We start from the raw sequence: 22284 nt of genomic DNA, 5'->3' as shown, positions 1-22284 counted from the left end.
CTCAGTGTGCGACGGCGGCTGCGGCCGCTTCGTCAATCAGACGGCCGGTCCGGAAACGGTCCAGCGTGAAGGGGGCGTTGATGTCATGCGGGGTGCCCTTGGCAACCGTCCATGCAAGCGTATGGGCAGCACCCGGTGTGGCCTTGAACCCGCCCGTGCCCCAGCCGCAATTGACGTAAAGGCCGGGTACCGGGGTCATGCCAAGGATCGGGGAGCGGTCCGGGGTCACATCCACAATGCCGCCCCATTTGCGCAACATCCGCATGCGGTTGAAGATCGGGAAAATCTCGCAGATCGCGGCAACCGTATGTTCGATCAGCGGCAGGCCGCCACGCTGGGAATAACTGGTATATTGATCGGTGCCCGATCCGATCACGAGTTCGCCCTTGTCCGACTGGCTGATATAGGCATGCACGGTGTTGGACATGACGACACAGGGGAAGATCGGTTTGACCGGTTCGGATACCAGTGCCTGCAACGGATAGCTTTCAAGCGGCATGCGCACACCGGCGGTTTCCATCACGACACTGGTGTGACCGGCAGCCGAAACCGCGACCTTTTTCGCACGGATAAAGCCCTTGGCGGTTTCAACGCCTTCAACCGCGCCATCCGGCCCGCGGCGGATCGCGGTGACCGGGCAGTTCTGGATAATGTCGACACCGCGTTGTGATGCCCCGCGCGCATAACCCCACGCAACCGCATCGTGGCGGGCGGTTCCGGCGCGCATCTGAAGGGCGGCACCGACGACAGGATAGCGTGCATTGGGTGAAATATTAAGCGGCGGGCAGAATTCCTTGGCTTCCTCGGCCGTGAGCCAGCGGTTATCGACACCGTTCAGGCGGTTGGAATGGATGTGGCGCTGGAAAGACTGAACGTCGTGAACATTATGCGCGAGCATCAGAACGCCGCGGCGCGAAAACATGACGTTGTAATTCAGATCCTGGCTAAGACCTTCCCAAAGATCAACGGCATGGTCATAAAGCCGCGCACTTTCATCATACAGATAGTTTGACCGGATGATCGTGGTGTTACGCCCGGTATTGCCGCCACCCAGCCAGCCCTTGTCGATCACGGCGACATTTGTGATGCCATGTTCCTTGGCCAGATAGTAGGCCGCGCCAAGCCCGTGTCCGCCAGCACCGACAATGACGACGTCATATTCTGCCTTCGGTTGGCTGTCGGGCCATTGCTCCTGCCAGTTCTTTTGTCCTGTAAGAGCATTCTTTAACAGCGACAAAGCAGAAAAATGCGTCATGAGAAGCGGCTCCACCAAGTGTCATGATTTTGCACGATTAGATGTGAATTTGCGACGTCGCGATTGGATATTTGCGTCATATCTGTTGTACATATTCGCCATCCGGGCAGGTAGTGTGCAATGGCGCAGCAACAGGTGGCAAGTTCAGGGGGCATGTGCGCGGGCCTGTTAATTGCCCTGTTCTCTTGTTTTACAAGTTGCATGCCGCTAGTCTGTGACCTCCCGCCACCAACGGAGAAGCCCCGATGTCGCGTTCTGACAAACATATCCTCGTTGTTTCGGCCATCCGGCCGCGTCACATGGAAGAACTTGCTGCGAAATATGAACTGCATCGCTGGGATCAGGCGAGTGACAAGGACGCGTTTCTGGCAACTGTGGCGGACAGGATTACAGCCCTTGTTTCGACCGCCGGGATCGGGGTGCCGACCGAACTGATCGAAAAGCTGCCGAACCTTAGGGTCATTACCAGTTTCGGGGTCGGTTATGATGCGATTGATATCGCGGCCTGCACGGCGCGTGGCATTCGCGTTTCCAACACGCCCGACGTTTTGAATGACGATGTGGCCGATACCGCGATCATGCTGCTGCTGGCGACGCTTCGACGGCTGGTTGTTGGCGACCATTGGGCGCGCAGCGGACAATGGTCGGAAAAGGGGGCGATGCCGTTAACCACAACCGCGCGCGGCAAGAAGCTTGGCATTGTCGGGCTTGGCCGGATAGGGCAGGCGATTGCCGCGCGGGCGGAGCCGATTGGCATGAAAATCGGTTATTTCGGACGATCCAAAAAACCGGTCGATTATCATTATGAGGCCGATCTGATCGGGCTTGCGAACTGGGCGGATGTTTTGATGATTTCCTGCCCCGGCGGGGCGGCGACACAGGGGATCATCAATGCCGACGTTTTGAAGGCACTTGGCCCGCGTGGTTTTGTCATCAATATCGCACGTGGGTCGGTGATTGATGAACCGGCCCTGATTGCGGCACTTCGGGATGGCGTGATTGCCGGGGCGGGGTTGGATGTGTTCCATAATGAACCGCATATGGACCGTGCCTTTGCCGGGTTTGACAATGTCGTACTGTATCCCCATAACGCCAGCGGCACGGTTGAAACCCGCGATGCGATGGCGCAGATGGTGGTCGATAATCTGGCGCGGTGGTTTGCGGACGGGACGCTGGTGAGCCCGGTTAACTGATTGTATCGGCACCGGACCCGTTTCGCGGTTGGCAGTAGCGCGCATGTGACCAAGGCGCTAGATTGTTCGTCATGAGCAAAACCGACCTTAAAATCCGGCTTAAAATCGAATTGCCCGATGGGGTTCGCCTTGGTTATGGCAAGATCGATCTGCTGCGCGCGATTGATCGTGAACAGTCGATTTCGGCGGCGGCGCGGTCGATGGGCATGTCCTATCGCCGGGCATGGATGCTGCTTGAAGAATTGAACAGAAGCTTTGCCGCCCCGGTTGTTGAAACCCGGATGGGGGGTGCAGGCCGTGGTGGGGCCAGCCTGACCGGAACGGGGAGGCGGATCATTGCGATTTATGACGATGCGCAAACCCGTGCGGATGAAGCGTTGGCGGACCAGTTGCGCAAGCTTGCCGATGAACTGGCGGGCGATCCGTCCCCGCCGACCGAAGACGGGTCTTAAAGATCGTCGGCGCGCAAATGCCCGTCGACCGTGACCGATTTGATCACCGCAAAGACCCTTTGTCCGATCGCAAGTTTCAGGCGTGTTGCCGACCATTGGGTGATGCGGGCATGGATTGTGCGGTTTTCACCGGTATCGTCATGACCCAGCCCCAGCGTGACATCCAGCGTATCGCCGCCATTATCGGCGATATCGCGGATCGTTACCGGCAGGACGTTATTGGCGCTGATCCCGGTCGGGGCTGTCCGGGCGATCATCACATCACGCGCCCGGATATGCAGGCGCACCGGGCTTCCGGATTTCTTGCCAAGGAAGGGTACGACAAATCGTTGCCCGGCACAGTCAAGGAAGCTTACGACCCCCTGCGGGTCGCGGCTTTTGACCGTGGCTGGAAGTACGGTTCCCGTATCGAACTGCCCGGCAAGCGGGGCAAGGTCGGTTCGGCCCAGCATGTCAAATACCGATCCGCTGGCAAGCGTTTTGCCGCCTTCCATCACCACCATATGATCGGCCAGACGGGCGACTTCATCAATCGCGTGGCTGACATAAAGGATCGGCAATTGCCGCGCATCGCGCAGATTTTCCAGATAGGGGATGATCTCGTTCTTGCGGGCCTGATCAAGGGCCGAGAGCGGTTCGTCCAGCAACAGGATTTCCGGATTGCCCAGCAATGCCCGGCCCAGCGAGACGCGCTGTTTCTCGCCGCCGGAAAGAAGGTTGGGGCGGCGCGATAACAGATTGCCGATACCGAGCATCGCGATGACATCATCGCAGGCGGACCGGGTCATTGGCCGGTCGCTGCGTTTATGGGCGTAAAACAAGTTGGCCGCGACACTCAGATGCGGGAACAGTCTGGCATCCTGAAAGACATAACCGACCCGGCGTTTGCGCGGTGCCAGATTGACCCGTTGCATGCTGTCAAATACAGGGCGGTCGTGGATGGTGATGCGCCCCTGATCCGGGCGCAGCAACCCGGCAATCGCATTGATGATGGTGGTTTTGCCGCTGCCCGACGGGCCAAAAAGGGCCGTGATGCCGGGTTCGGCAATGTCGAACTGCGCATGCAGGTCCAGCTTGCCGATCTTGTGGTGAATATCGACGGAAATGCTCATGCGCGGGCCCTTTTGCGGATATGGCGCATGGCAAATTCCGAAAGTACGAGCCCGATCAGGGCAAGTCCGATGGAAATGGCCGCAAGGCGTGCGGCGGCCAGTTCACCGCCCGGTGTCTGGATCGCGGTATAGATCGCAAGCGGCAGGGTGCGTGTTTCACCCGGAACGTTCGACACAAAGGTAATGATTGCACCAAATTCGCCAAGGCTTGCGGCAAAGGCGGTAATCGCCCCGGCAATGATACCGGGCAGGGCCAGCGGCAATGTCAGGCCGAAGAACCGGTCAACCGGCCCGGCCCCCAGCGTTTCGGCGGCGTGATACAGGCCGGGGTCGATATTTTCCAGTGCCAGCCTGATGGCGCGCACCTGAAACGGGAAGCTGACGATCCCCGCGGCCAGTGCCGCCCCGGTCCAGCTAAAAATCAGACGGATATCGAACGTTTCCAGCAACCATGCACCAAGCGGCGCGCGGGTGCCAAAACTGATCAGCAAAAGATAGCCCATCACAACCGGCGGCAGGATCAATGGCAGATGCACCAGCGCATCGACCAAAATCCTGCCGGGAAAGCGGGCCTGCGCGAGAAGGGAAGCGGCCAGAATGGCAAAGGGCAGGGCACATATCACCGCCACGCCGGAAATGCGCAGGCTTAGCAGCAGGGCTTCGATCTCGGCTTCGGTGAGTGTGATCATGGTTTGTTATTGTGTCTTCGGGCTGGTTGCCGGGCGGTTGAAACCATATTCCGCAAAAATGATGCCCGCGTCATCCCCCAAAAGCCACGCCAGCAATTTTGCGGTTGCGGGTTTGGTCTGTCCGTCCGTGATGGCAACCGGATAGGTGATGGCCGGATGACTGTTTTCGGGGAAGGTGGCAATGATTTTAACATCGGTCGCGATGGCGGCATCGGTGGCATAGACAATGCCAAGCGGTGCCTCGCCCCGTTCCACCAGTGCGAGGGCGGCGCGCACATTATCGGCCCGTGCCAGCCTTGGTTCGACGGTGTTCCACTGACCAAGGTTTTCAAGTGCCTGCCTGGCATAGATGCCTGCGGGGACATGGTCCGGATCGCCAACGGCAATGCGGTCCTCGTCACCAATCAGGTTGGTCAGATCGGTTTGGGACGTGATTGTGATCGGTTCAAGGTTACTGTTGGCGGGGGCAATCAGAACAAGCGCATTGGCCAGAAGATCATGGCGGCTGTTGGCGGCGATCAGATCCTGATCAGCAAGCCAGGTCATCCATTTCTGATTGGCCGAGATGAATAAATCAGCCGGGGCCCCCGCCGCGATCTGACGGGCCAGTGTCGATGAACTGGCATAGGACAGTTGCAATGTGTCGCCGGTTGCCGTGGCATAGCTTTGGGCCACCTGCGTCATGGCGTCGGTCAGGCTGGCGGCGGCAAAGACCGTGATTTCTTCGGCGCGGGCGGTGGTTGCGGCAGCCAGAAACAACAGGGACGCAAGAGCGGTTCGGATCAGATCGCGCATGGCAAAATTCCGGGCTGGAGGATGAACGGAGCAGATGATCATTTCCCGCTATATTCAGCGAAATATAGCGGGACGTCAACCATCTGTGCCATCAGATGGAGCCTGCCGGGGCGTGGGGGCCAAAAAAGAAAGGACCGGCATGGCCGATCCTGTTCGGGAATTTTCGGTTGAATTGGATCAGATCAGTCACAGACCGAACGCAGCGGATCGTTTTCGTCCATCGTAAACCATTCTTCGATGCCAATCGGGAATCCGTTGCCATCAAGGGCGGTTTGAGCGGTGATGTAGCCGCGTGTTCCGGCATTGCAATCCACCAGATGGGTTAGGGCCAGCGTTTCCGTACCCTTTTTCAGAAGCAGGGTTGTGACCCGTTTATGATCAGGATTGTCCGGATTAGCGACGACCTTTTCCCGGTCAATCGCGGTAAAGCGGTTGATCGGGGCAGAAATCAGTGTCCAGGGGGCAAAGGGATTTTCATCGGCAAAGGTCTGCACGATATCGATCTGGCCGGGCAGGCGACCGGCATAGCGGTCAAACCAGCTGTATTCATCCCAGATCATATAGGCAAACATGCCAATCGCCGCGACAAAGGGGATGACATATTTCGGTGCCTTGCGTCCCCAAAGGCGGAACAGCAACATAACCACACCGGCACAGGCAAAACCGACCACAACGGTCGTGATAATAAACACATACATCCGGCAAGAAGTCCCCTGATTTATTGTTATGACGGGATCGGTCTGGCGGGTGTTCCCGTTTCCCCTGATTACCGATTAACGCAGCACGCGGCGAAGCTCAAGTTCGCCTTTCGGATCACGCTTGGCAATCTGTGCCAGAAACAGGCCCGACGCGGCAATCGCATCCGACAGGGCATTGTGAACACGATAGGGTGGCAGATTATGGGTATGGCGCAGCGTTTCAAGTTTCAGCGCGCCCGATTTCATGGGTTGTCCCTGCCGGTGCAGATCACGAAGAGCCAGCACCAGGGTATCGACGGTCGGAATCTGCAAAGATGCACCAAAGTAACGTTTGCAGGCATGACCAAGGAAACCGAGCTCGATCGGCGCGTGATGGGCCACCAGAACCCGCCCGGCCAGAATGGGCAGGATATGGGCCAGCGCGATCTCGATATCGGGGGCCTGTTCGACGTCGCTGTCGAAAATGCGGTGCACGATTACCGAGCTTTCGCTGAGTTCCTTTTTCGGCCGCACCAGAAGATGCTGACAGCTTGAAAAATCAACTGCGAGCTGACGAATGATCACCAAGCCAATCGAGACGATTTCATCGTGTTTCGGATCAAGACCAGTGGTTTCCAGATCAAGGGCGACAAATTCGACATTCCGGATCGGCATATCGGGATCGGCGGCGGGGATGTCGTAATAGGAACGAAGCGGCCCGGTCGCCCGGCGTTGCACCATCTGGCGGTAAAAGTCGCTATCGACGATTTTCTGACGCAGGCCCATTGTTATGTCCCGCTTTTGCCAAAGGCGTTCTCAAGGGCGGTCTGCAGGTTTTTGATCACCGAAAATGCGTCTTTCAGATGGGTGCGTTCAAACGCCGACAGGCTTTCGGGATGCAGGAAGTTATCGGGGCGATCCCCGTTGCGGATCTGCCGGACCTGATGTTTCAGCCGGGTGATGCTGATAAATTCAAATGCATCGAGAAGGTCGGACGCCCCCTGTTTGCTGATCGAGGGGAAGGTCATTGCGGCCTCCAGCCGTTCATAGGTGTTGACCGCATCAACACCGTTGGCCAATGCGTGAATCCGCGCAAGATCAACAATCGGTACAACCCCGTTATGCTTCATATCGAGCGTGCGGTCATGTTCACCACCACGAACCATCACGAAATTCTTGAAGAAGCCAAGCGGCACGTGATGGGTCAAAGCATTTCCGACCATGTAAGCCAGGAAAATACGGTTGCCCTTGGCTTTGGTGATGATCATGCGATGCAGGTCTTCAAAAATCGACCGCGTCCCGTGGATCGGCCGCAAGTCGAACCAGACGGAGCACAGCATCAATGCCTTGGGTTCAGGCTGTTCGATCCATTTGTTGAAATATTGCTGCCAGACACGGACAGGCTGCCGCCATTCGGCGGTTTTCGCCATCATTTCGCCGGGGCAATAGACATAGCCGACGGTATCAAGGCCATCGCAAACATAATCGGCCAATGACTTGAAATAGTCCCCGTGTTGATCGGGATCATAGGCGTCATCAAGGATCAGGCAATTGTCCTGATCCGACAGGGCGGTCTGTTCCTGGCGCCCCTGCGATCCGCCCGCCATCCAGACATAGGGTACGGGCGGGGGACCAAATTTTTCCTCGGCCAGTTGCAGCAGGCGCGATGTTGCCGCATCCGAAAGTGTTGTGACAATGTGCCCGGCATTGCGCGATGTCGCCCCGGCTTCGATCAGGTTGCTTAGCAGTTCGGGCACCTGTGCGATGACCTTTGCCATATCGGCGGGGCTGGTCATTTTACGAATGCGCCCGACCATATGAACCGCCGAGAGCGATTGGCGGGCCAGCAGATTATTGGTGGTGATCATGCCAATCGCCTTACCGTCCTTCATCACCGGAAGGTGTCGGACGTTGTGACGCGTCATGGTCAGAAGTGCGTCAAAGGCATAATCGTCCGGCCCGATGCTGATCGGGTTCGGCGTCATGATGTTGGTCACCGGCTCGTCAAATGATCGGGCCTCGGCGACGACCCGGTTGCGAAGGTCGCGATCGGTCATGATGCCTGCGACCTCATCGCCGTTTTGCGTGATCAGCAGGCAGGAAACCCGTTCGGCGCTCATCAGCTTGCCTGCTTCGAGAATCGATGCGCCGATATCGATACTGACCAGATCACGCGCGATCAGATCGGACACCCGGATCGACATCAGTTTAAGCTGATCATCGTCACGCTTTTCAAGCAACTGCATGCCACTGCGAAGGCGGGCACCGCCCATCTGCTCAAAGAAGTAATTGAATTGCGGGTATTTCCCGGCCAGATCGTGGAAATCCTTTTCCGGCAACAGGTAGACAAGGCTGTCTTCGAGCATGGTGATATTGTTGGCCGCCTTGCCGTTGCGGAACATCGCGCGCACACCAAAACATTCACCTTCGCCAAGGCGGGCAAGAAGCTGGCCATCGGGGTCGCGCGTTTCGGTTCCGCCCGTCCGGATGATATGCAGATGCAGGCATTGCTGTTCAGGTGAGAGGACTTTCGTCCCTTTGCGGAAATAGCGCGCGGTCAGGCGTTTGGGCAGGGCATTGATCACGTCGTCAGGCAAAAGGTCGAACGGGTGATGCTGCTTAAGGAAATCGCTGATTTCTTTTAATTCCAGACTCATATGACCTTCCTCCCTGTCGTGATGCATTGTTGCCCGAGTTCGCGGCAAAAGAAAAGGCCCCCGGAGGTAATTCCGGGGGCCAGCAACAGGTTTCTTGCAAACCAGTCGACCGATTAATGGTCAACGGCGCTACCGGCTCCTTTCGGAACACGGATATCTTCAATCATGTGCTGGATATGTTCCGGCGGTTCTGCGGTAACTTTCGAAACGCCGAACGCAACGAGGAAGTTCAGGAGCATACCAACAACACCGATGCCTTCCGGCGAAATGCCGAACAGCCAGTTTGCCGGAACGTTTTCGATCAGTACCGGGATAAAGATGCCCTTGTAGGACATGATATAGCCCATGGTGAAGATCAGACCGACCAGCATCCCTGCAATCGCACCTTCGCGGTTAACCTTCTTGGAGAAGATCCCCATGATGATAACCGGGAACAGTGATGCCGCCGCCAAACCGAAGGCGAAGGCCACCACCTGTGCCACGAAGCCAGGCGGGTTGTATCCAAGATAACCGGCAATCACGATTGCGACGGCTGCCGCAATACGCCCGGCCATCAATTCCTGGCCTTCTGTCATATCTGGCGTAAACGTGCCCTTCAGAAGGTCATGCGAAACGCCCGAGGAAATCACAAGCAACAGACCGGCTGCCGTTGACAGTGCGGCGGCAATACCACCGGCTGCGACAAGGGCAATCACCCAGTTCGGAAGCTGAGCAATTTCCGGGTTGGCCAGAACCATGATGTCCCGGTCAACACTCAGTTCGTTACCGGCCCAGCCATATTCAGCGGCTTTGGCGGCAAATTCGGCATTGGCATCGTTATAGTACTGGATACGACCATCACCGTTCTTGTCTTCAAATTTCAGAAGACCGGTGGCCTCCCAACGGGTCATCCAATCCGGACGATCTTCGATTTTAAGGTTGCCTTCCGGATCACCAACCGCACCGATCTGCACGGTTTCCGTCAGGTTCAGGCGAGCCATCGCACCGACTGCCGGGGCAGTGGTGTAAAGGATCGCGATGAATACCAGCGCCCAACCGGCCGATGAACGTGCATCACGTACTTTCGGAACGGTGAAGAAGCGGACGATAACGTGCGGCAGACCTGCCGTACCGACCATCAGCGCAAGCGTGATGCAGAAGATGTCGATCGTCGATTTGTTGGTGGTGGTATATTCAAGGAAGCCCAGTTCGGTCACGATCTGGTTTAAACGATCAAGCATATGATCGCCCGTACCGTTAACCGTCGAACCGAATGCCAACTGCGGCAGCGGATTGCCGGTCAGCTGGAAGGCGATGAAGATTGCCGGAATGGTATAGGCAACGATCAGCACGCAATATTGCGCAACCTGAGTGTAGGTAATCCCCTTCATGCCACCAAGAACGGCATAAACGAAGACGATGCCCATGCCGACGATCAGGCCGGTCAGGAGTTCGACTTCAAGGAAGCGCGAGAACACGATACCGACACCGCGCATCTGGCCTGCAACATAGGTGAAGGAAATGAAGATCAGGCATATAACAGCAACGATACGGGCTGTTTTGGAGTAGTACCGGTCCCCGATGAATTCCGGCACGGTAAATTTACCGTACTTGCGAAGGTAAGGTGCCAGAAGCATTGCCAGCAGGCAGTAGCCGCCAGTCCAGCCCATCAGGTAGACCGAGCCGCCATAGCCAAGGAAGGCAATCAGGCCGGCCATTGAAATAAAGGATGCAGCAGACATCCAGTCTGCGGCGGTCGCCATACCGTTGACGACCGGGTTAACGCCCTTGCCAGCGACATAGAATTCGCCGGTGGTGCTTGCCTTGGCCCAGATCGCGATGCCGATATACAGCGCGAAGCTCAGGCCGACGACGATATAGGTAAGGGTAGTAAGATCCATTTGTCTGTCTCCCCGGATCCGGAATTTTCACCGACGTCAGTCGTCTTCGCGAACGTCGAATTCACGGTCCAGTTTGTTCATCTTGGACACGTAAACGAAAATCAACGCGACAAAGACGTAAATGGACCCCTGTTGGGCGAACCAGAACCCGAGTTCAAAGCCCGCAATCTTGATGTTGTTCATCACATCGACAAACAAGATGCCGAAACCGTAGGAAACGACAAACCAGATGATCAACAAGGTGGTCACCAGTTTTACGTTTCGCTTCCAGTAGGCTGCGCTTTGCTCATCCATAGCGCGTCTCCTTCCTAGAAAATGAAAACTTCCCTGCCGACCGGCTATTGAGTTCTTTTTTTGTGCCGGTCCGCCTGCTTTTGATGCAGTGGTGGTGTTTGCACGCACCATTGCCAACGAATTCGATAACAGTTTTCAGAATGCGCAAGAAGCTAATCATTAGTCGTAGACATTCGCGCACACGGAGTTCTCAACCTGCTGGAAATGCTGCAAAAACCTACCAAAACCGCCATTTTTTCGATGTTTTTCTGCGTTGCACAATGGCAGCCTGTTTTTAATCGAAATACGCGTATATTTGCTTGATTATGCATTATTAACGGTTGATTTTGCCCCGAGAGGTGTATTTCCGGGCGCGGTTTTGCCCGCGTCGTTTCCACCGATGCAGATTCAAAGCGCATCACAGCGATTGCGATTGTTTGTCATTGTTTGTAAGGGGCCGGTCGGTTACAAACGGGCAAAGCTTTCTGGATGGTCGCAAGGCGGCGATCCGCATGTCCCGGCATGGTCCGGGATTTCTCACATTTTGGATGGGGAATTTAATGGCATCCTACCAGTATATCTACGTCATGAAGGACCTGACCAAGATCCTTCCGGGCGGTCGCGAACTTTTCAAAGGCATTACGCTGTCCTTCCTGCCGGGCGTGAAAATCGGTGTTCTCGGGAACAACGGTGCCGGTAAATCGACCCTGCTTAAAATCATGGCGGGCATCGAAAAGGATTATTCTGGCGAAGCATGGCCAGCCGAAGGTGTTCGCGTCGGTTACCTTGAACAGGAACCGCAGCTGAACCCGGAAAAGGATGTTCTGGGCAACGTCATGGAAGGTTGCGGTCAGATCGTTGACGATCTCGCACGTTTCAATGAAATCAGCATGGCCTTTGGCGAGCCGATGACCGATGACGAGATGAATAATCTCCTCGCCGAGCAGGGGGAATTGCAGGAACGCATTGATGCGGCCAATGGCTGGGATCTTGAGCGTACGCTTGATATCGCCATGGATGCGCTGCGTTGCCCGCCCAAGGATTCAGATGTGACCAAGCTTTCCGGTGGCGAACGCCGCCGTGTCGCGCTTTGCCGTCTGTTGCTTGCAAAGCCCGACATTCTGCTGCTTGACGAACCGACCAACCATCTGGATGCGGAATCGGTTGCGTGGCTGGAACGTCACCTTGAAGATTATCAGGGTACTGTCATTCTGGTTACCCACGATCGTTACTTCCTTGATAACGTTACCGGCTGGATTCTTGAACTCGACCGTGGTCAGGGTATCCCGTATGAAGGCAACTATTCATCCTGGCTGGAACAGAAGCAGAAGCGTCTGGAACAGGAAGCCCGTCAGGAAGGTAGCCGTCAGAAACAGCTGGCATCCGAACTGGACTGGATCCGTCAGAACCCGAAAGGCCGTCAGGCGAAATCCAAGGCCCGTGTTCGTGCCTATGACGATCTCGTTGCCGAAGCCGCAAAGGCGGTTCCGGATTCAACCAAGATTGTTATTCCGATTGCCGAACGCCTTGGTAACGAGGTGATCACTGCTGAAGGCCTGACCAAGGCATTTGGTGACAAGCTTCTGTTTGATGATCTGCATTTCCGTCTGCCGCCGGGCGGGATTGTTGGTGTGATCGGTCCGAACGGTGCGGGTAAAACCACTTTGTTCAAAATGCTGACCGGCAGCGATACACCCGATGCTGGTACGCTCAAGATCGGTGAAACGGTCAAGATGGGCTATGTCGATCAGTCGCGTGACTCGCTTGATCCGAACAAAACCGTCTGGCAGGAAGTTTCCGACGGTCTGGACGAAATCCTTCTGGGTAAACGCCCGATGAGCTCGCGCGCCTATGTGTCGCAGTTTGCATTCAAGGGGGCGGATCAGCAGAAAAAGGTCGGGCAGCTTTCCGGTGGTGAACGTAACCGCGTTCATCTTGCCAAGATGCTGAAATCCGGTTCTAACGTTCTGCTGCTTGACGAACCGACCAACGATCTTGATGTCGATACGCTTCGCGCGCTTGAAGAAGGTCTGCTGGAATTTGCCGGTTGTGCCGTGGTTATCTCGCACGATCGTTTCTTCCTTGACCGTATCGCGACCCACATCCTGGCTTACGAAGGCAATTCGCATGTCGAATGGTTCGAAGGCAACTATCAGGAATACGAAGCGGATTATAAACGCCGTTACGGTGACGCGGCCGACCGCCCGCATCGCATCAAATACAAGCCGCTGACGCGCGGTTAACAATAAAAGGCCGCCCACTTTCCTGCCGGGCGGCCTTTCATTATCCCCATCTGGGGGATGCATTAAAAAAGCCACCGGAAAATCGCCGGTGGCTTTTGATTTCCGTAACGGTCGTGACGGAGTTATTTTCCGACTTTTTCGCGCAGATTTTCGGTCAGCGCAGAGACCTTGCCGCCGTTTTTCTGGATGACGGCGGTGAATTCGTCGCGCTGGGTGATGCCCATGCTCAGCCCTTCGACGGTGACGTCGATGATTTTGTACTCGTCGCCAAATTCGCGCAAACGCCAGATAATCGAAACCGGCGGACCATCCGGGCGGACAAACTGCGAATTGACGAAGGTATCCTTGTTCTGCTGTTTCTCGTCGCCGACAACGAACTGCTCGCCATTGAAATCCTTGAACTGGCTGGCGTAGTTAAGCGCCAGATAGTCCTGAAGAAGATCGGCGAACTCGTTGAGTTCTTCCTCGGAGATCGAGCGCCAGTAACGTCCCAGAACAAACCGGGAAATCACATCCATTGCGAAGTAACGGTCCATCAGCGCAACAAAGTTCTGCCGACGGGTATCGTTGCTAAGCGACTGGTCGGTCAGTCCGATAATCGCTTCATTCGCAAGAGTCTTGATTACCTCGGATGCGTTGCTGCTTACAGCGACCTCTACCGTCAGGGACGGCGCGGTGTTTGCATTACCTGCAAATGCAGGACCGGCCAGAAGGCCGGTCGTGCTAACGATTGCTGCCGCCAGTGCGGGAATCGTAAATCTGCTTTTCATGTTCGATCAAACCATTAATTTGCCGCAGCTTCAAACGCATCGTCGAAGTCGGCAGAAGCGCTTTCGTCTTCGAAATTCGGTGCCGAAGGATCTGCACCGTTCCGAATGGCGGCGTTGCGTTGCTGACGGTACAGGCTACGCAATGCAGCATAATAGTCAATCGACGTCTGTTGCAATTCGTTGAGCTGGTTGAGCGTGCGATAGCGCGCGTCAAGTGCGGTCAAAGCCAGCGAACCAAGATAGAGATTATCAAGGGTATCGCTGTTTCGGCTGCCCCAGGTCATCGGGTTTGCCACGTAATCAACGGCAATGCCGGTCGTATCACGCAAGTTCGACGGACCAAGCAGCGGCAGGACGATGTAAGGACCGCCGCCGATACCGTAATGGCCAAGAGTCTGGCCGAAATCTTCTGAATGATATTCGATGCCGAAATCGGCAGCCACATCATTGAAACCAAGGAAGCCGATTGTGGTGTTCATGATGAAGCGCTGAACAGTGTCAGCCGCCTGATCAGGTTCCCCTTGCAGCAGCGAGTTCAATGCATTCACCGGCTCGCCGATGTTGCGCACAAAACTGCGGACAGCGGTTTTTACCGGCTGCGGTGCAATGTCGCGATACCACATGGCGGCTGGGTAAAGGACCATAAAGTCTACGGCACCATTAACCCCGTGCACGACCCGGTTCACCGGTTCGAGAGGGTCATAGTCACTCATGTCCTGTGCCGGCTGGGTGGACGCGCATGCTGTCAGCATGGACAGAGATGCACCAGCGCACAGCGAAAGCAAAGTTCGAAGCTTCATTATTTTTTGCCAAACGATTTTCGATACAAACTTTCCCCGACCCCGAGACGTTTTTGAAATCGGGATTTCAAAAACGCTACCTGTCCTGTTGCCCGCGAAGAAAACAGGACCATGCATCGCGCACGTCTCAGATACCAATGTGGTTAGCATAGGGAAAGTTTAAACACCAGCACACAAAATTATGTGCCCGATCAATGGGATTTGGCGTGTTGCTTTTTTGCCATACCCCTTTGGGGTGGGTAAATAGGTCTTGATTAAATATAAACATATCTTTATGTCTTTTCGGAGTTAGCGGAGGTGGCGAAATGGAACAGGTCCTTGCAAGGTTACGCGCGGCGGCAGAGGCGACACGTCTTCGCCTGCTGGCGATCTGTGCCGAATGCGAACTGACGGTCAGCGAGATCACCCAGATCATCGGGCAGAGCCAGCCGCGTGTGTCACGTCATCTGAAATTGCTGTGCGAAGCCGGTTTGCTTGTCCGATTCCGTGAAGGGACATGGGTTTTTTATCGCACACCCAATACAGGTCCGGGGGCCGAACTGTTGCAGCCGGTTCTTGATCTGTTGCCCCGCGATGACGAAACCCTCTTACTTGATCGTACCCGGCTTGAGCAGGTCAAGGCGCAGCGCGAACAGATTGCGACGGAATATTTCCGTGCCAATGCCGATGACTGGGATCGAATCCGGTCACTTCATATCGACGAAGCGGTGGTCGAACGGGCGCTTGTTGACGCCATCGGCGATCTTTCCGGGGGCCGTATTCTTGATATCGGGACCGGTACGGGCCGGATTCTGGAGCTTCTGGGCAAAACGGCCGAAGAAGGTGTCGGTGTTGATATGTCGCGCGAGATGCTGGCGGTCGCACGCGCACGCTTGCAGCGCGCCGATCTTTCGAACTGTCTGGTACGGCAGGCCGATATGTATCAACTGCCTTATCCGGCCGGAATGTTTGATGTTGTGACCCTGCATCAGGTGCTGCATTACGCCGAACGCCCCGAAGCCGCCATCGCCGAAGCTGCCCGCGTTCTGGCGCCTAATGGCAGGCTGGTGGTGGTTGATTTTGCAACCCATGACCGCGAAGAACTGCGTGAAGAGCACGCGCATCGGCGGCTTGGCTTTGAAGACGGGGCGATCAATACGTGGTTTCGCGCATGTGAACTTTCGCCCGGCGATGTCATAAGCCTGCCGGGCAAGCCCCTGACGGTGCGAATCTGGTCTGCACATGCGTCCGCAAAGGAACAGAAGTCGCAGATAACGAACAATCATAACGAAGCTGCCGAGTAACAAACCGGCAGCTTGATACCATAATAATGATGAATAACGACCCGTTCCACCGGAACGACAAGACAGGATTAAAAGAATGACGGTTAAAAACGACATCGCACCACAGGGAACATCCCGCAGCGATTTGCGGATTTCGTTCGAATTCTTTCCGCCGAAAACGGAAAAGATGGAAGAAACCATGTGGCGTTCGATCCACCGTCTGGCCCCGTTGAACCCGTCTTTTGTTTCGGTAACCTATGGGGCAGGCGGGTCAACCCGTGACCGCACGCATAGCAGTGTCACCCGCATTCAGGGCGAAACCGGCATTCCGGCGGCCGCCCACCTGACCTGTGTTGGGCACACCAAGGAAGAAATTGAAGGTATCGCGCGCAACTACTGGGATGAAGGCATCCGTTCGATTGTTGCCCTGCGCGGTGACCTGCCTGATGCGGGCGATAAATATGTGCCGACGCCGGGGGGATATCCTTATGCGGTTGATCTGGTCGAAGGGCTTAAGCGGATTGCGGATTTCGATATTTCGGTTTCGGCCTATCCGGAAACCCACCCGGATGCGCCCAGTGCCGATTTCGAAATCGAATATCTTAAGCACAAGATCGATGCCGGTGCGAACCGCGCGATCACGCAGTTCTTCTTTGATAACGAGGTGTTCCTTCGATTCCGTGACAAATGTGTTGCTGCCGGGATCACCGCACCGATTGTGCCGGGTATCCTGCCGGTGACCAATTTCGGATCGCTTTTGAAATTTGCCGATATGTGCGGGGCATCGGTGCCCAAGCGCCTGCATTGGCGGTTTGAAGACCTTGACGAAGATCCCGATACGCGCCGCATGGTCGCCTTCCACGAAGCCATTTCACAGGTCGAGGGTCTGATGGCCGAAGGTGTTACCGAATTCCATTTCTATACGTTAAACCGTGCCGAACTGACATATGCCATCTGTCATGCGTTGGGTATTCGCGGTGTTGCACAGGCCGCTGCCTGAACCACCCGCCAGAAAGCCTGCATGATCAAAACGACTGGATGACGATGATGAATGACCGCAAGGAACGCATTGCCCTGCTGCGTAAACGGGCCGAAAACAAAATCCTGATCCTTGATGGTGCGATGGGCACCATGATCCAGAAGCACAAGCTGACCGAGGAAGATTATCGCGGTGAACGCTTTGCCGACTGGAAACAGGATGTGAAGGGCAATAACGACTTGCTGTCATTGACCCAGCCAGACATCATCAAGGATATCCATCTGCAATATATTGCCGCGGGTGCGGACCTTCAGGGGACCAATACCTTTAGTGCGACGACGATTGCGCAGGCCGATTACGGCATGGAAAGCCTTGCCTACGAGATCAATTACGAAAGTGCGAAAATCGCGCGCGCGGCCTGCGATGAATGGGAAGCCGCCCATCCCGGCGATGTGCGCTTTGTCAACGGTGCCATCGGCCCGACCAACCGCACCGCATCAATCTCGCCCGATGTGAACAATCCGGGTTTCCGCGGGGTTAATTTTGATCAGCTGCGCGAAGCCTATAAGGAAGCTGTGAACGGTCTTCTGGATGGCGGGGCGGATACGCTTCTGGTGGAAACCATTTTCGATACGCTCAATGCCAAGGCTGCGTTATTTGCCATCGACGAAGTGCTTGAAGAACGTGGTGAAGATGTACCGGTTCTGATTTCGGGCACGATCACCGATGCCTCTGGCCGGACCCTTTCGGGGCAGACGACCGAGGCGTTTTATAATTCGGTCCGTCATGCCAAGCCGTTCTCGATCGGGCTTAACTGTGCATTGGGGGCGGCACAGTTGCGCCCCTATGTGCAGGAACTGTCGCGCATTGCCGAATGCCGTGTTTCGGTTTATCCCAATGCGGGCCTGCCCAACGAGTTCGGTGAATATGATCAATCGGATGCCGAAATGGCGGCCTTGGTCAAGGAATGGGCCGATACCGGCATGGTCAATCTGCTGGGCGGGTGCTGTGGCACGACGCCGCCCCATATCAAGGCGATTGCCGATGCGGTGGCAAATGCGACCCCGCGCAAATTGCCTGTGATTGAACCGAAAATGCGTCTTTCGGGCCTGGAACCATTCAACGCCGCCTGATGCCGGGAAGCTGAAAAAAGAGATCGAACAGACCCATGAGTGACATTTCAAGATTCATCAATATCGGCGAACGCACGAACGTCGCAGGATCGATCAAGTTCAAAAACCTGATCGTCGAGGAAAATTACGACGCAGCCCTTGAGGTTGCCCGTCAGCAGGTCGAAAACGGCGCACAGATCATCGACATCAATATGGATGATGCGATGCTGGATGCCGAAACGGCGATGGTCAAATTCGTTAATCTTCTGGCGGCCGAACCCGATATTGCCCGCGTGCCGATCATGATCGACAGTTCCAAATGGAACGTGATCGAAGCCGGTCTGAAATGTCTTCAGGGTAAGGGGATCGTCAACTCGATCAGCCTGAAAGAAGGCGAGGAACCCTTCATCAAGCAGGCACGCCTTCTGCGCCGTTATGGTGCCGCCGTCGTCGTGATGGCGTTTGATGAAAAAGGGCAGGCCGATACCGTCACCCGCAAGATCGAGATTTGCGAACGCAGCTATCGCGTGCTGGTCGACAAGGTCGGCTTCCCGCCCGAAGATATCATTTTCGATCCGAACATCTTTGCGGTTGCGACCGGGATCGAGGAGCACGACAATTATGCCGTCGATTTCATCGAAGCCTGCAAGCTGATCAAGGAACGCCTGCCATACGCCAAGATTTCCGGAGGTGTTTCCAACGTTTCCTTCTCGTTTAGGGGCAACAACCCGGTCCGCGAAGCGATGCATTCCGTGTTCCTGTATTATGCAACGCAGGCCGGTATGGATATGGGCATCGTCAATGCCGGTCAGCTCGTGGTGTATGAGGAAATCCCGGCTGAATTGCGTGAACGGGTCGAGGACGTGATCCTGAACCGTCGTCCGGATGCGACCGACCGTTTGCTTGAAGTTGCCGAAAAATACAAGGGCACCGGCGGGCCGGAGAAAAAGGCCGATCTCGAATGGCGCAAAAAGCCGGTCAATGAACGACTGGCCCATGCGCTGGTTAACGGCATTGCCGAGTTCGTCGAAGAAGACACCGAAGAAGCCCGCCAACAGGCTGATAAGCCCCTTCACGTTATCGAAGGGCCGCTGATGGACGGCATGAATGTGGTTGGCGATCTGTTTGGTGCGGGCAAGATGTTCCTGCCGCAGGTGGTCAAATCCGCGCGCGTAATGAAAAAGGCCGTTGCTTACCTGATCCCGTTCATCGAGGAAGAAAAGGACGGTGTACGCGAAACCAACGGCAAAATCCTGCTGGCGACGGTCAAAGGCGATGTCCATGACATCGGCAAGAACATTGTGGGCGTGGTCCTGCAATGTAACAATTTCGAGGTCCTTGACCTTGGCGTGATGGTGCCGACCCAGAAAATCATCGAAACCGCCAAGGCCGAAAAGGTCGACATGATCGGTCTTTCTGGCCTGATCACGCCATCGCTTGAAGAAATGACCTATGTCGCGGCCGAAATGGAACGCGAAGGGCTCAATATCCCGCTTCTGATTGGTGGCGCAACCACATCCAAGGTCCATACCGCGGTCAAGATCGCCCCGAACTATAACAAGTCGGTGGTTTACGTGATTGACGCATCGCGTGCGGTGGGGGTTGCAAGCCAGCTTGTATCTGAAACCCACCGGGAACGGTTCGCCGCCGAAATCCGTGCGGAATATATCGCGATGGCGGAAAAACACGCCGCCCAGCAATTGCAGAAAAAACGTTTTGCCATTGCGGACGCACGCGCCAACAAGTTGCAGCTTGATTGGGATGCCTACGATATTCCCGCACCGGTCAAACCGGGCATTACCCGGTTTGAAACCTTTGATCTGGCCGAACTGGTTGAACGGTTTGACTGGAAACCGTTCTTTGAAACCTGGGAACTGCATGGCCGTTTCCCCGATATTCTGAATGACGAGAAAGTCGGCGAAACCGCGCGCGGTCTTTATGAAGACGCCAAGGCGATGCTTAAACGCATTGTCGATGAAAAATGGTTCAAGCCCTGTGCGGTCGTCGGGATCTGGCCAGCCAATTCGGTGGGTGACGATATCGAAGTCACCCCGGCACCTGATCAGAACGAACCGGTGATGCTGCGCACGCTTCGCCAGCAGATGTTCCGTGAAAACAACAAACGTCCGAACCGGGCCCTTGCCGATTATATCGCGCCAAAGGAATCCGGTAAGACCGACTATATCGGTGGCTTTGTCGTTACCGCCGGGCCGCAGGTCGAAGAAATCGCCAAAAAGCTTGAAGCCGAGCATGACGATTACAACGCCATTCTGGTCAAGGCGCTGGGTGATCGCTTTGCCGAGGCCTTTGCCGAACGCATGCATGAAAAGGTGCGTAAGGAACTTTGGGGTTATGCGGCGGATGAAAACCTTCCGAATGCGGAACTGATTGCCGAAAACTATCGCGGTATTCGTCCGGCACCGGGCTATCCTGCCTGCCCGGAACATACGGAAAAGCGTACGCTGTGGCAGTTGCTTGATGCCGAAAAGAATGTCGGTGTCAGACTGACCGAAAGCTGTGCCATGACCCCGGCATCCTCGGTCAGCGGGTTCTATTTCGCCCATCCCGAAGCCAAATATTTCGGTCTTGGCAAGATCGAACGCGATCAGGTCGAAAGCTATGCCGAGCGCAAGGGCATGACTTTGGCCGAAGCCGAACGTTGGCTGGCACCGAACCTGAATTACGATCCGCGTCAGGCGTGATCGTACAGAACCAAAAAAGCCCCGCAGCTTTCCGGCTGCGGGGCTTTTTTACATTTGGTCGGTGATCAATGTGTCGCGTGGAAAAACTTCCCGCGTTCGGTGATGCCGACAATGATGATGGCCAGCACGGCAAGAGCCAGATAGCCGCCCACCAGCGGGATCACCGTGCCATTGAACTGCTGACCGATGATGCCGCCCGCGACAACGCCGATCAGGGTGCTGTAAACCCCGATCATCGAGGATGCGGTACCTGCAATCCGGCCTACCGGTTCCATCGCCAGCGAATTGAAGTTTGGCATGGTCATGGAAAAACAGAACAGTGTGACCGTAAGACCCACACCAAACACCGGAAGCGGCGGGGTACCGTCAAAGGCAAATGCAATGCCCAGATTGATCAGGCTGCTGATTGCCATCACCAGAAGCCCGCCCTGGGAGAGTTTGTGCATCCCGATCTTGCGCACAAGCCGGGCATTGACGAAGGATGAAACGCTCATGCAGGCGGCGATCATCCCGAACACCAGCGGGAACCAGACGCCAAGTCCGTAAACCTCGGTTTCGAAAATCTGCTGTGCCGATCCGATATAAGCCATCAGACAGGCAAACATCAGCCCCATCGCCGTTGCATAACCCAGCGTCTGGCGGTTGGTGATGGTGGTTTTGATATCGCGCGCAATCCGGCTGAGTGACAGTTTGTGCCGGTATTCCGGATGCAGTGTTTCGGGCATCCGCAGGCTGTACCAGACGGCAATAATGATCGCCAGCACAAGGGTGCTGACAAAAATCATGTGCCAGTTGGCAAGCGCCAGGATCAGGCTGCCCGATGCCGGGGCAAAGACCGGCACGATGATAAAGATCATCATCACGAACGACATGACACGCGCCATTTCGCGGCCTTCGAAACAGTCACGCGTGATCGCAATCGTCAGGACGCGCGGGGCCGCCGCGCCAAGTCCTTGAACGAAACGCGCGATCAGAAGGTGGTCATAACTGTCGGCAAAAATCGCCATGACCGTGCCGATGGCATAAATCGAAAGACCCAGCATCAAGATGCGCTTGCGGCCAAAGCTGTCGGCCAGCGGGCCATAAACGATCTGCATCAGGCCAAAGGCAATCATGAAGACATAGATCAGCAACTGCATGCGGTTGCCGTCTTCTATGCCGTAATCGGTGGCAATCGGGCCGAATGCCGGTAACAGGTTATCGATCGAAAGCGCGACCAGACCAATCGTGATCGCCATCAATACCACGAATTCGACAAAACCGGGGAGCGGACGGGCGATGGTGGCGCCCGATTTTTGACTTTCAGTCATTTATCGGAAGTCCTGAAAAAGGAATTTGTTGTTGTGTGCGGCCAAGTCCCGCCAGCCAAAAGGCCTGTATTGCAACAAACATGCGTTATTTTTCGTTGCAAGATCAATGATGGTTTTTTGAAA

General features: G+C 55.6%; 19 protein-coding genes. 7 read left to right on the top strand and 12 right to left on the bottom strand.

The features are described from left to right. Position 1 precedes the first annotated feature (1 nt). Positions 2–1255: a sarcosine oxidase subunit beta family protein gene (locus tag P8T57_RS04850; protein WP_062960757.1), complete on the bottom strand. Its 1254-nt coding sequence runs from the start codon at positions 1253–1255 to the stop codon at positions 2–4. A gap of 245 nt (positions 1256–1500) precedes the next feature. On the opposite strand from P8T57_RS04850, the gene P8T57_RS04845 reads away from it, so the two are divergent. Beyond that, positions 1501–2448, top strand: a complete 948-nt coding sequence (locus tag P8T57_RS04845; protein ID WP_341364762.1) for a 2-hydroxyacid dehydrogenase — start codon at positions 1501–1503, stop codon at positions 2446–2448. 71 nt (positions 2449–2519) lie between these two features. Then, entirely contained in the window at positions 2520–2900 is a 381-nt protein-coding gene (locus P8T57_RS04840; RefSeq protein WP_341364761.1) for a LysR family transcriptional regulator, read from the top strand. Here P8T57_RS04840 and modC read toward each other — a convergent pair. The 8 genes from modC to P8T57_RS04800 all read right to left on the bottom strand — a co-directional run bounded on the left by modC (position 2897) and on the right by P8T57_RS04800 (position 11004). After that, complete coding sequence (gene modC, locus P8T57_RS04835; RefSeq protein WP_341364760.1) at positions 2897–4012, bottom strand: molybdenum ABC transporter ATP-binding protein; 1116 nt, start codon at positions 4010–4012, stop codon at positions 2897–2899. The two genes, P8T57_RS04840 and modC, sit on opposite strands and share 4 nt — an antisense overlap. After that, a complete protein-coding gene (modB, locus tag P8T57_RS04830; protein WP_341364759.1) occupies positions 4009–4701 on the bottom strand; it encodes a molybdate ABC transporter permease subunit in 693 nt (230 codons plus the stop codon). The genes modC and modB overlap by 4 nt, the downstream gene beginning before the upstream one ends. A 6-nt stretch (positions 4702–4707) precedes the next feature. Further along, the gene (gene modA, locus P8T57_RS04825; protein WP_341364758.1) at positions 4708–5496 is read right to left on the bottom strand and encodes a molybdate ABC transporter substrate-binding protein; all 789 of its coding nucleotides are present in this window, start codon (positions 5494–5496) and stop codon (positions 4708–4710) included. 182 nt (positions 5497–5678) lie between these two features. Beyond that, positions 5679–6194, bottom strand: coding sequence for a hypothetical protein (locus P8T57_RS04820; protein WP_341364757.1), 516 nt, complete (start codon positions 6192–6194; stop codon positions 5679–5681). Between the two features lie 75 nt (positions 6195–6269). Then, complete coding sequence (locus P8T57_RS04815) at positions 6270–6959, bottom strand: exonuclease domain-containing protein (protein ID WP_341364756.1); 690 nt, start codon at positions 6957–6959, stop codon at positions 6270–6272. A gap of 2 nt (positions 6960–6961) precedes the next feature. Next, a complete protein-coding gene (locus P8T57_RS04810) occupies positions 6962–8830 on the bottom strand; it encodes a DUF294 nucleotidyltransferase-like domain-containing protein (RefSeq protein ID WP_341364755.1) in 1869 nt (622 codons plus the stop codon). Between the two features lie 113 nt (positions 8831–8943). Beyond that, complete coding sequence (locus P8T57_RS04805) at positions 8944–10710, bottom strand: sodium:solute symporter family protein (protein ID WP_341364754.1); 1767 nt, start codon at positions 10708–10710, stop codon at positions 8944–8946. Positions 10711–10746: 36 nt separating this feature from the next. Further along, a complete protein-coding gene (locus P8T57_RS04800) occupies positions 10747–11004 on the bottom strand; it encodes a DUF4212 domain-containing protein (protein ID WP_007089795.1) in 258 nt (85 codons plus the stop codon). A 539-nt stretch (positions 11005–11543) separates the two neighbouring features. Between P8T57_RS04800 and ettA the strand changes: the two genes are divergently transcribed. Next, entirely contained in the window at positions 11544–13226 is a 1683-nt protein-coding gene (ettA, locus tag P8T57_RS04795; RefSeq protein ID WP_007089794.1) for an energy-dependent translational throttle protein EttA, read from the top strand. A 122-nt stretch (positions 13227–13348) separates the two neighbouring features. Here ettA and P8T57_RS04790 read toward each other — a convergent pair whose 3' ends face one another. Beyond that, positions 13349–13996, bottom strand: coding sequence for an ABC transporter substrate-binding protein (locus P8T57_RS04790; protein WP_258548522.1), 648 nt, complete (start codon positions 13994–13996; stop codon positions 13349–13351). A 14-nt stretch (positions 13997–14010) separates the two neighbouring features. Beyond that, positions 14011–14796: a VacJ family lipoprotein gene (locus tag P8T57_RS04785; RefSeq protein WP_341364753.1), complete on the bottom strand. Its 786-nt coding sequence runs from the start codon at positions 14794–14796 to the stop codon at positions 14011–14013. 305 nt (positions 14797–15101) lie between these two features. Between P8T57_RS04785 and P8T57_RS04780 the strand changes: the two genes are divergently transcribed. The 4 genes from P8T57_RS04780 (at position 15102) to metH (ending at position 20851) form a co-directional block, all read left to right on the top strand. Then, positions 15102–16079 (top strand): metalloregulator ArsR/SmtB family transcription factor, encoded by a 978-nt coding sequence (locus P8T57_RS04780; RefSeq protein WP_037991716.1) that lies wholly within the window; start codon positions 15102–15104, stop codon positions 16077–16079. 76 nt (positions 16080–16155) lie between these two features. Beyond that, positions 16156–17058 (top strand): methylenetetrahydrofolate reductase, encoded by a 903-nt coding sequence (gene metF / locus P8T57_RS04775; RefSeq protein WP_051682354.1) that lies wholly within the window; start codon positions 16156–16158, stop codon positions 17056–17058. A gap of 38 nt (positions 17059–17096) precedes the next feature. Continuing rightward, positions 17097–18170: a homocysteine S-methyltransferase family protein gene (locus tag P8T57_RS04770; protein ID WP_051682355.1), complete on the top strand. Its 1074-nt coding sequence runs from the start codon at positions 17097–17099 to the stop codon at positions 18168–18170. Between the two features lie 35 nt (positions 18171–18205). Beyond that, the gene (gene metH, locus P8T57_RS04765) at positions 18206–20851 is read left to right on the top strand and encodes a methionine synthase (RefSeq protein ID WP_007089788.1); all 2646 of its coding nucleotides are present in this window, start codon (positions 18206–18208) and stop codon (positions 20849–20851) included. Positions 20852–20916: 65 nt separating this feature from the next. Here the strand turns inward: metH and P8T57_RS04760 are convergent, their stop codons facing one another. Further along, positions 20917–22161: a multidrug effflux MFS transporter gene (locus tag P8T57_RS04760; RefSeq protein WP_007089787.1), complete on the bottom strand. Its 1245-nt coding sequence runs from the start codon at positions 22159–22161 to the stop codon at positions 20917–20919. Positions 22162–22284: the final 123 nt, after the last annotated feature.

This window comes from Thalassospira sp. SN3W (assembly GCF_038070535.1).
Lineage (GTDB): Bacteria > Pseudomonadota > Alphaproteobacteria > Rhodospirillales > Thalassospiraceae > Thalassospira > Thalassospira xiamenensis.
This window is presented reverse-complemented; position numbering and strand designations above follow the sequence as displayed.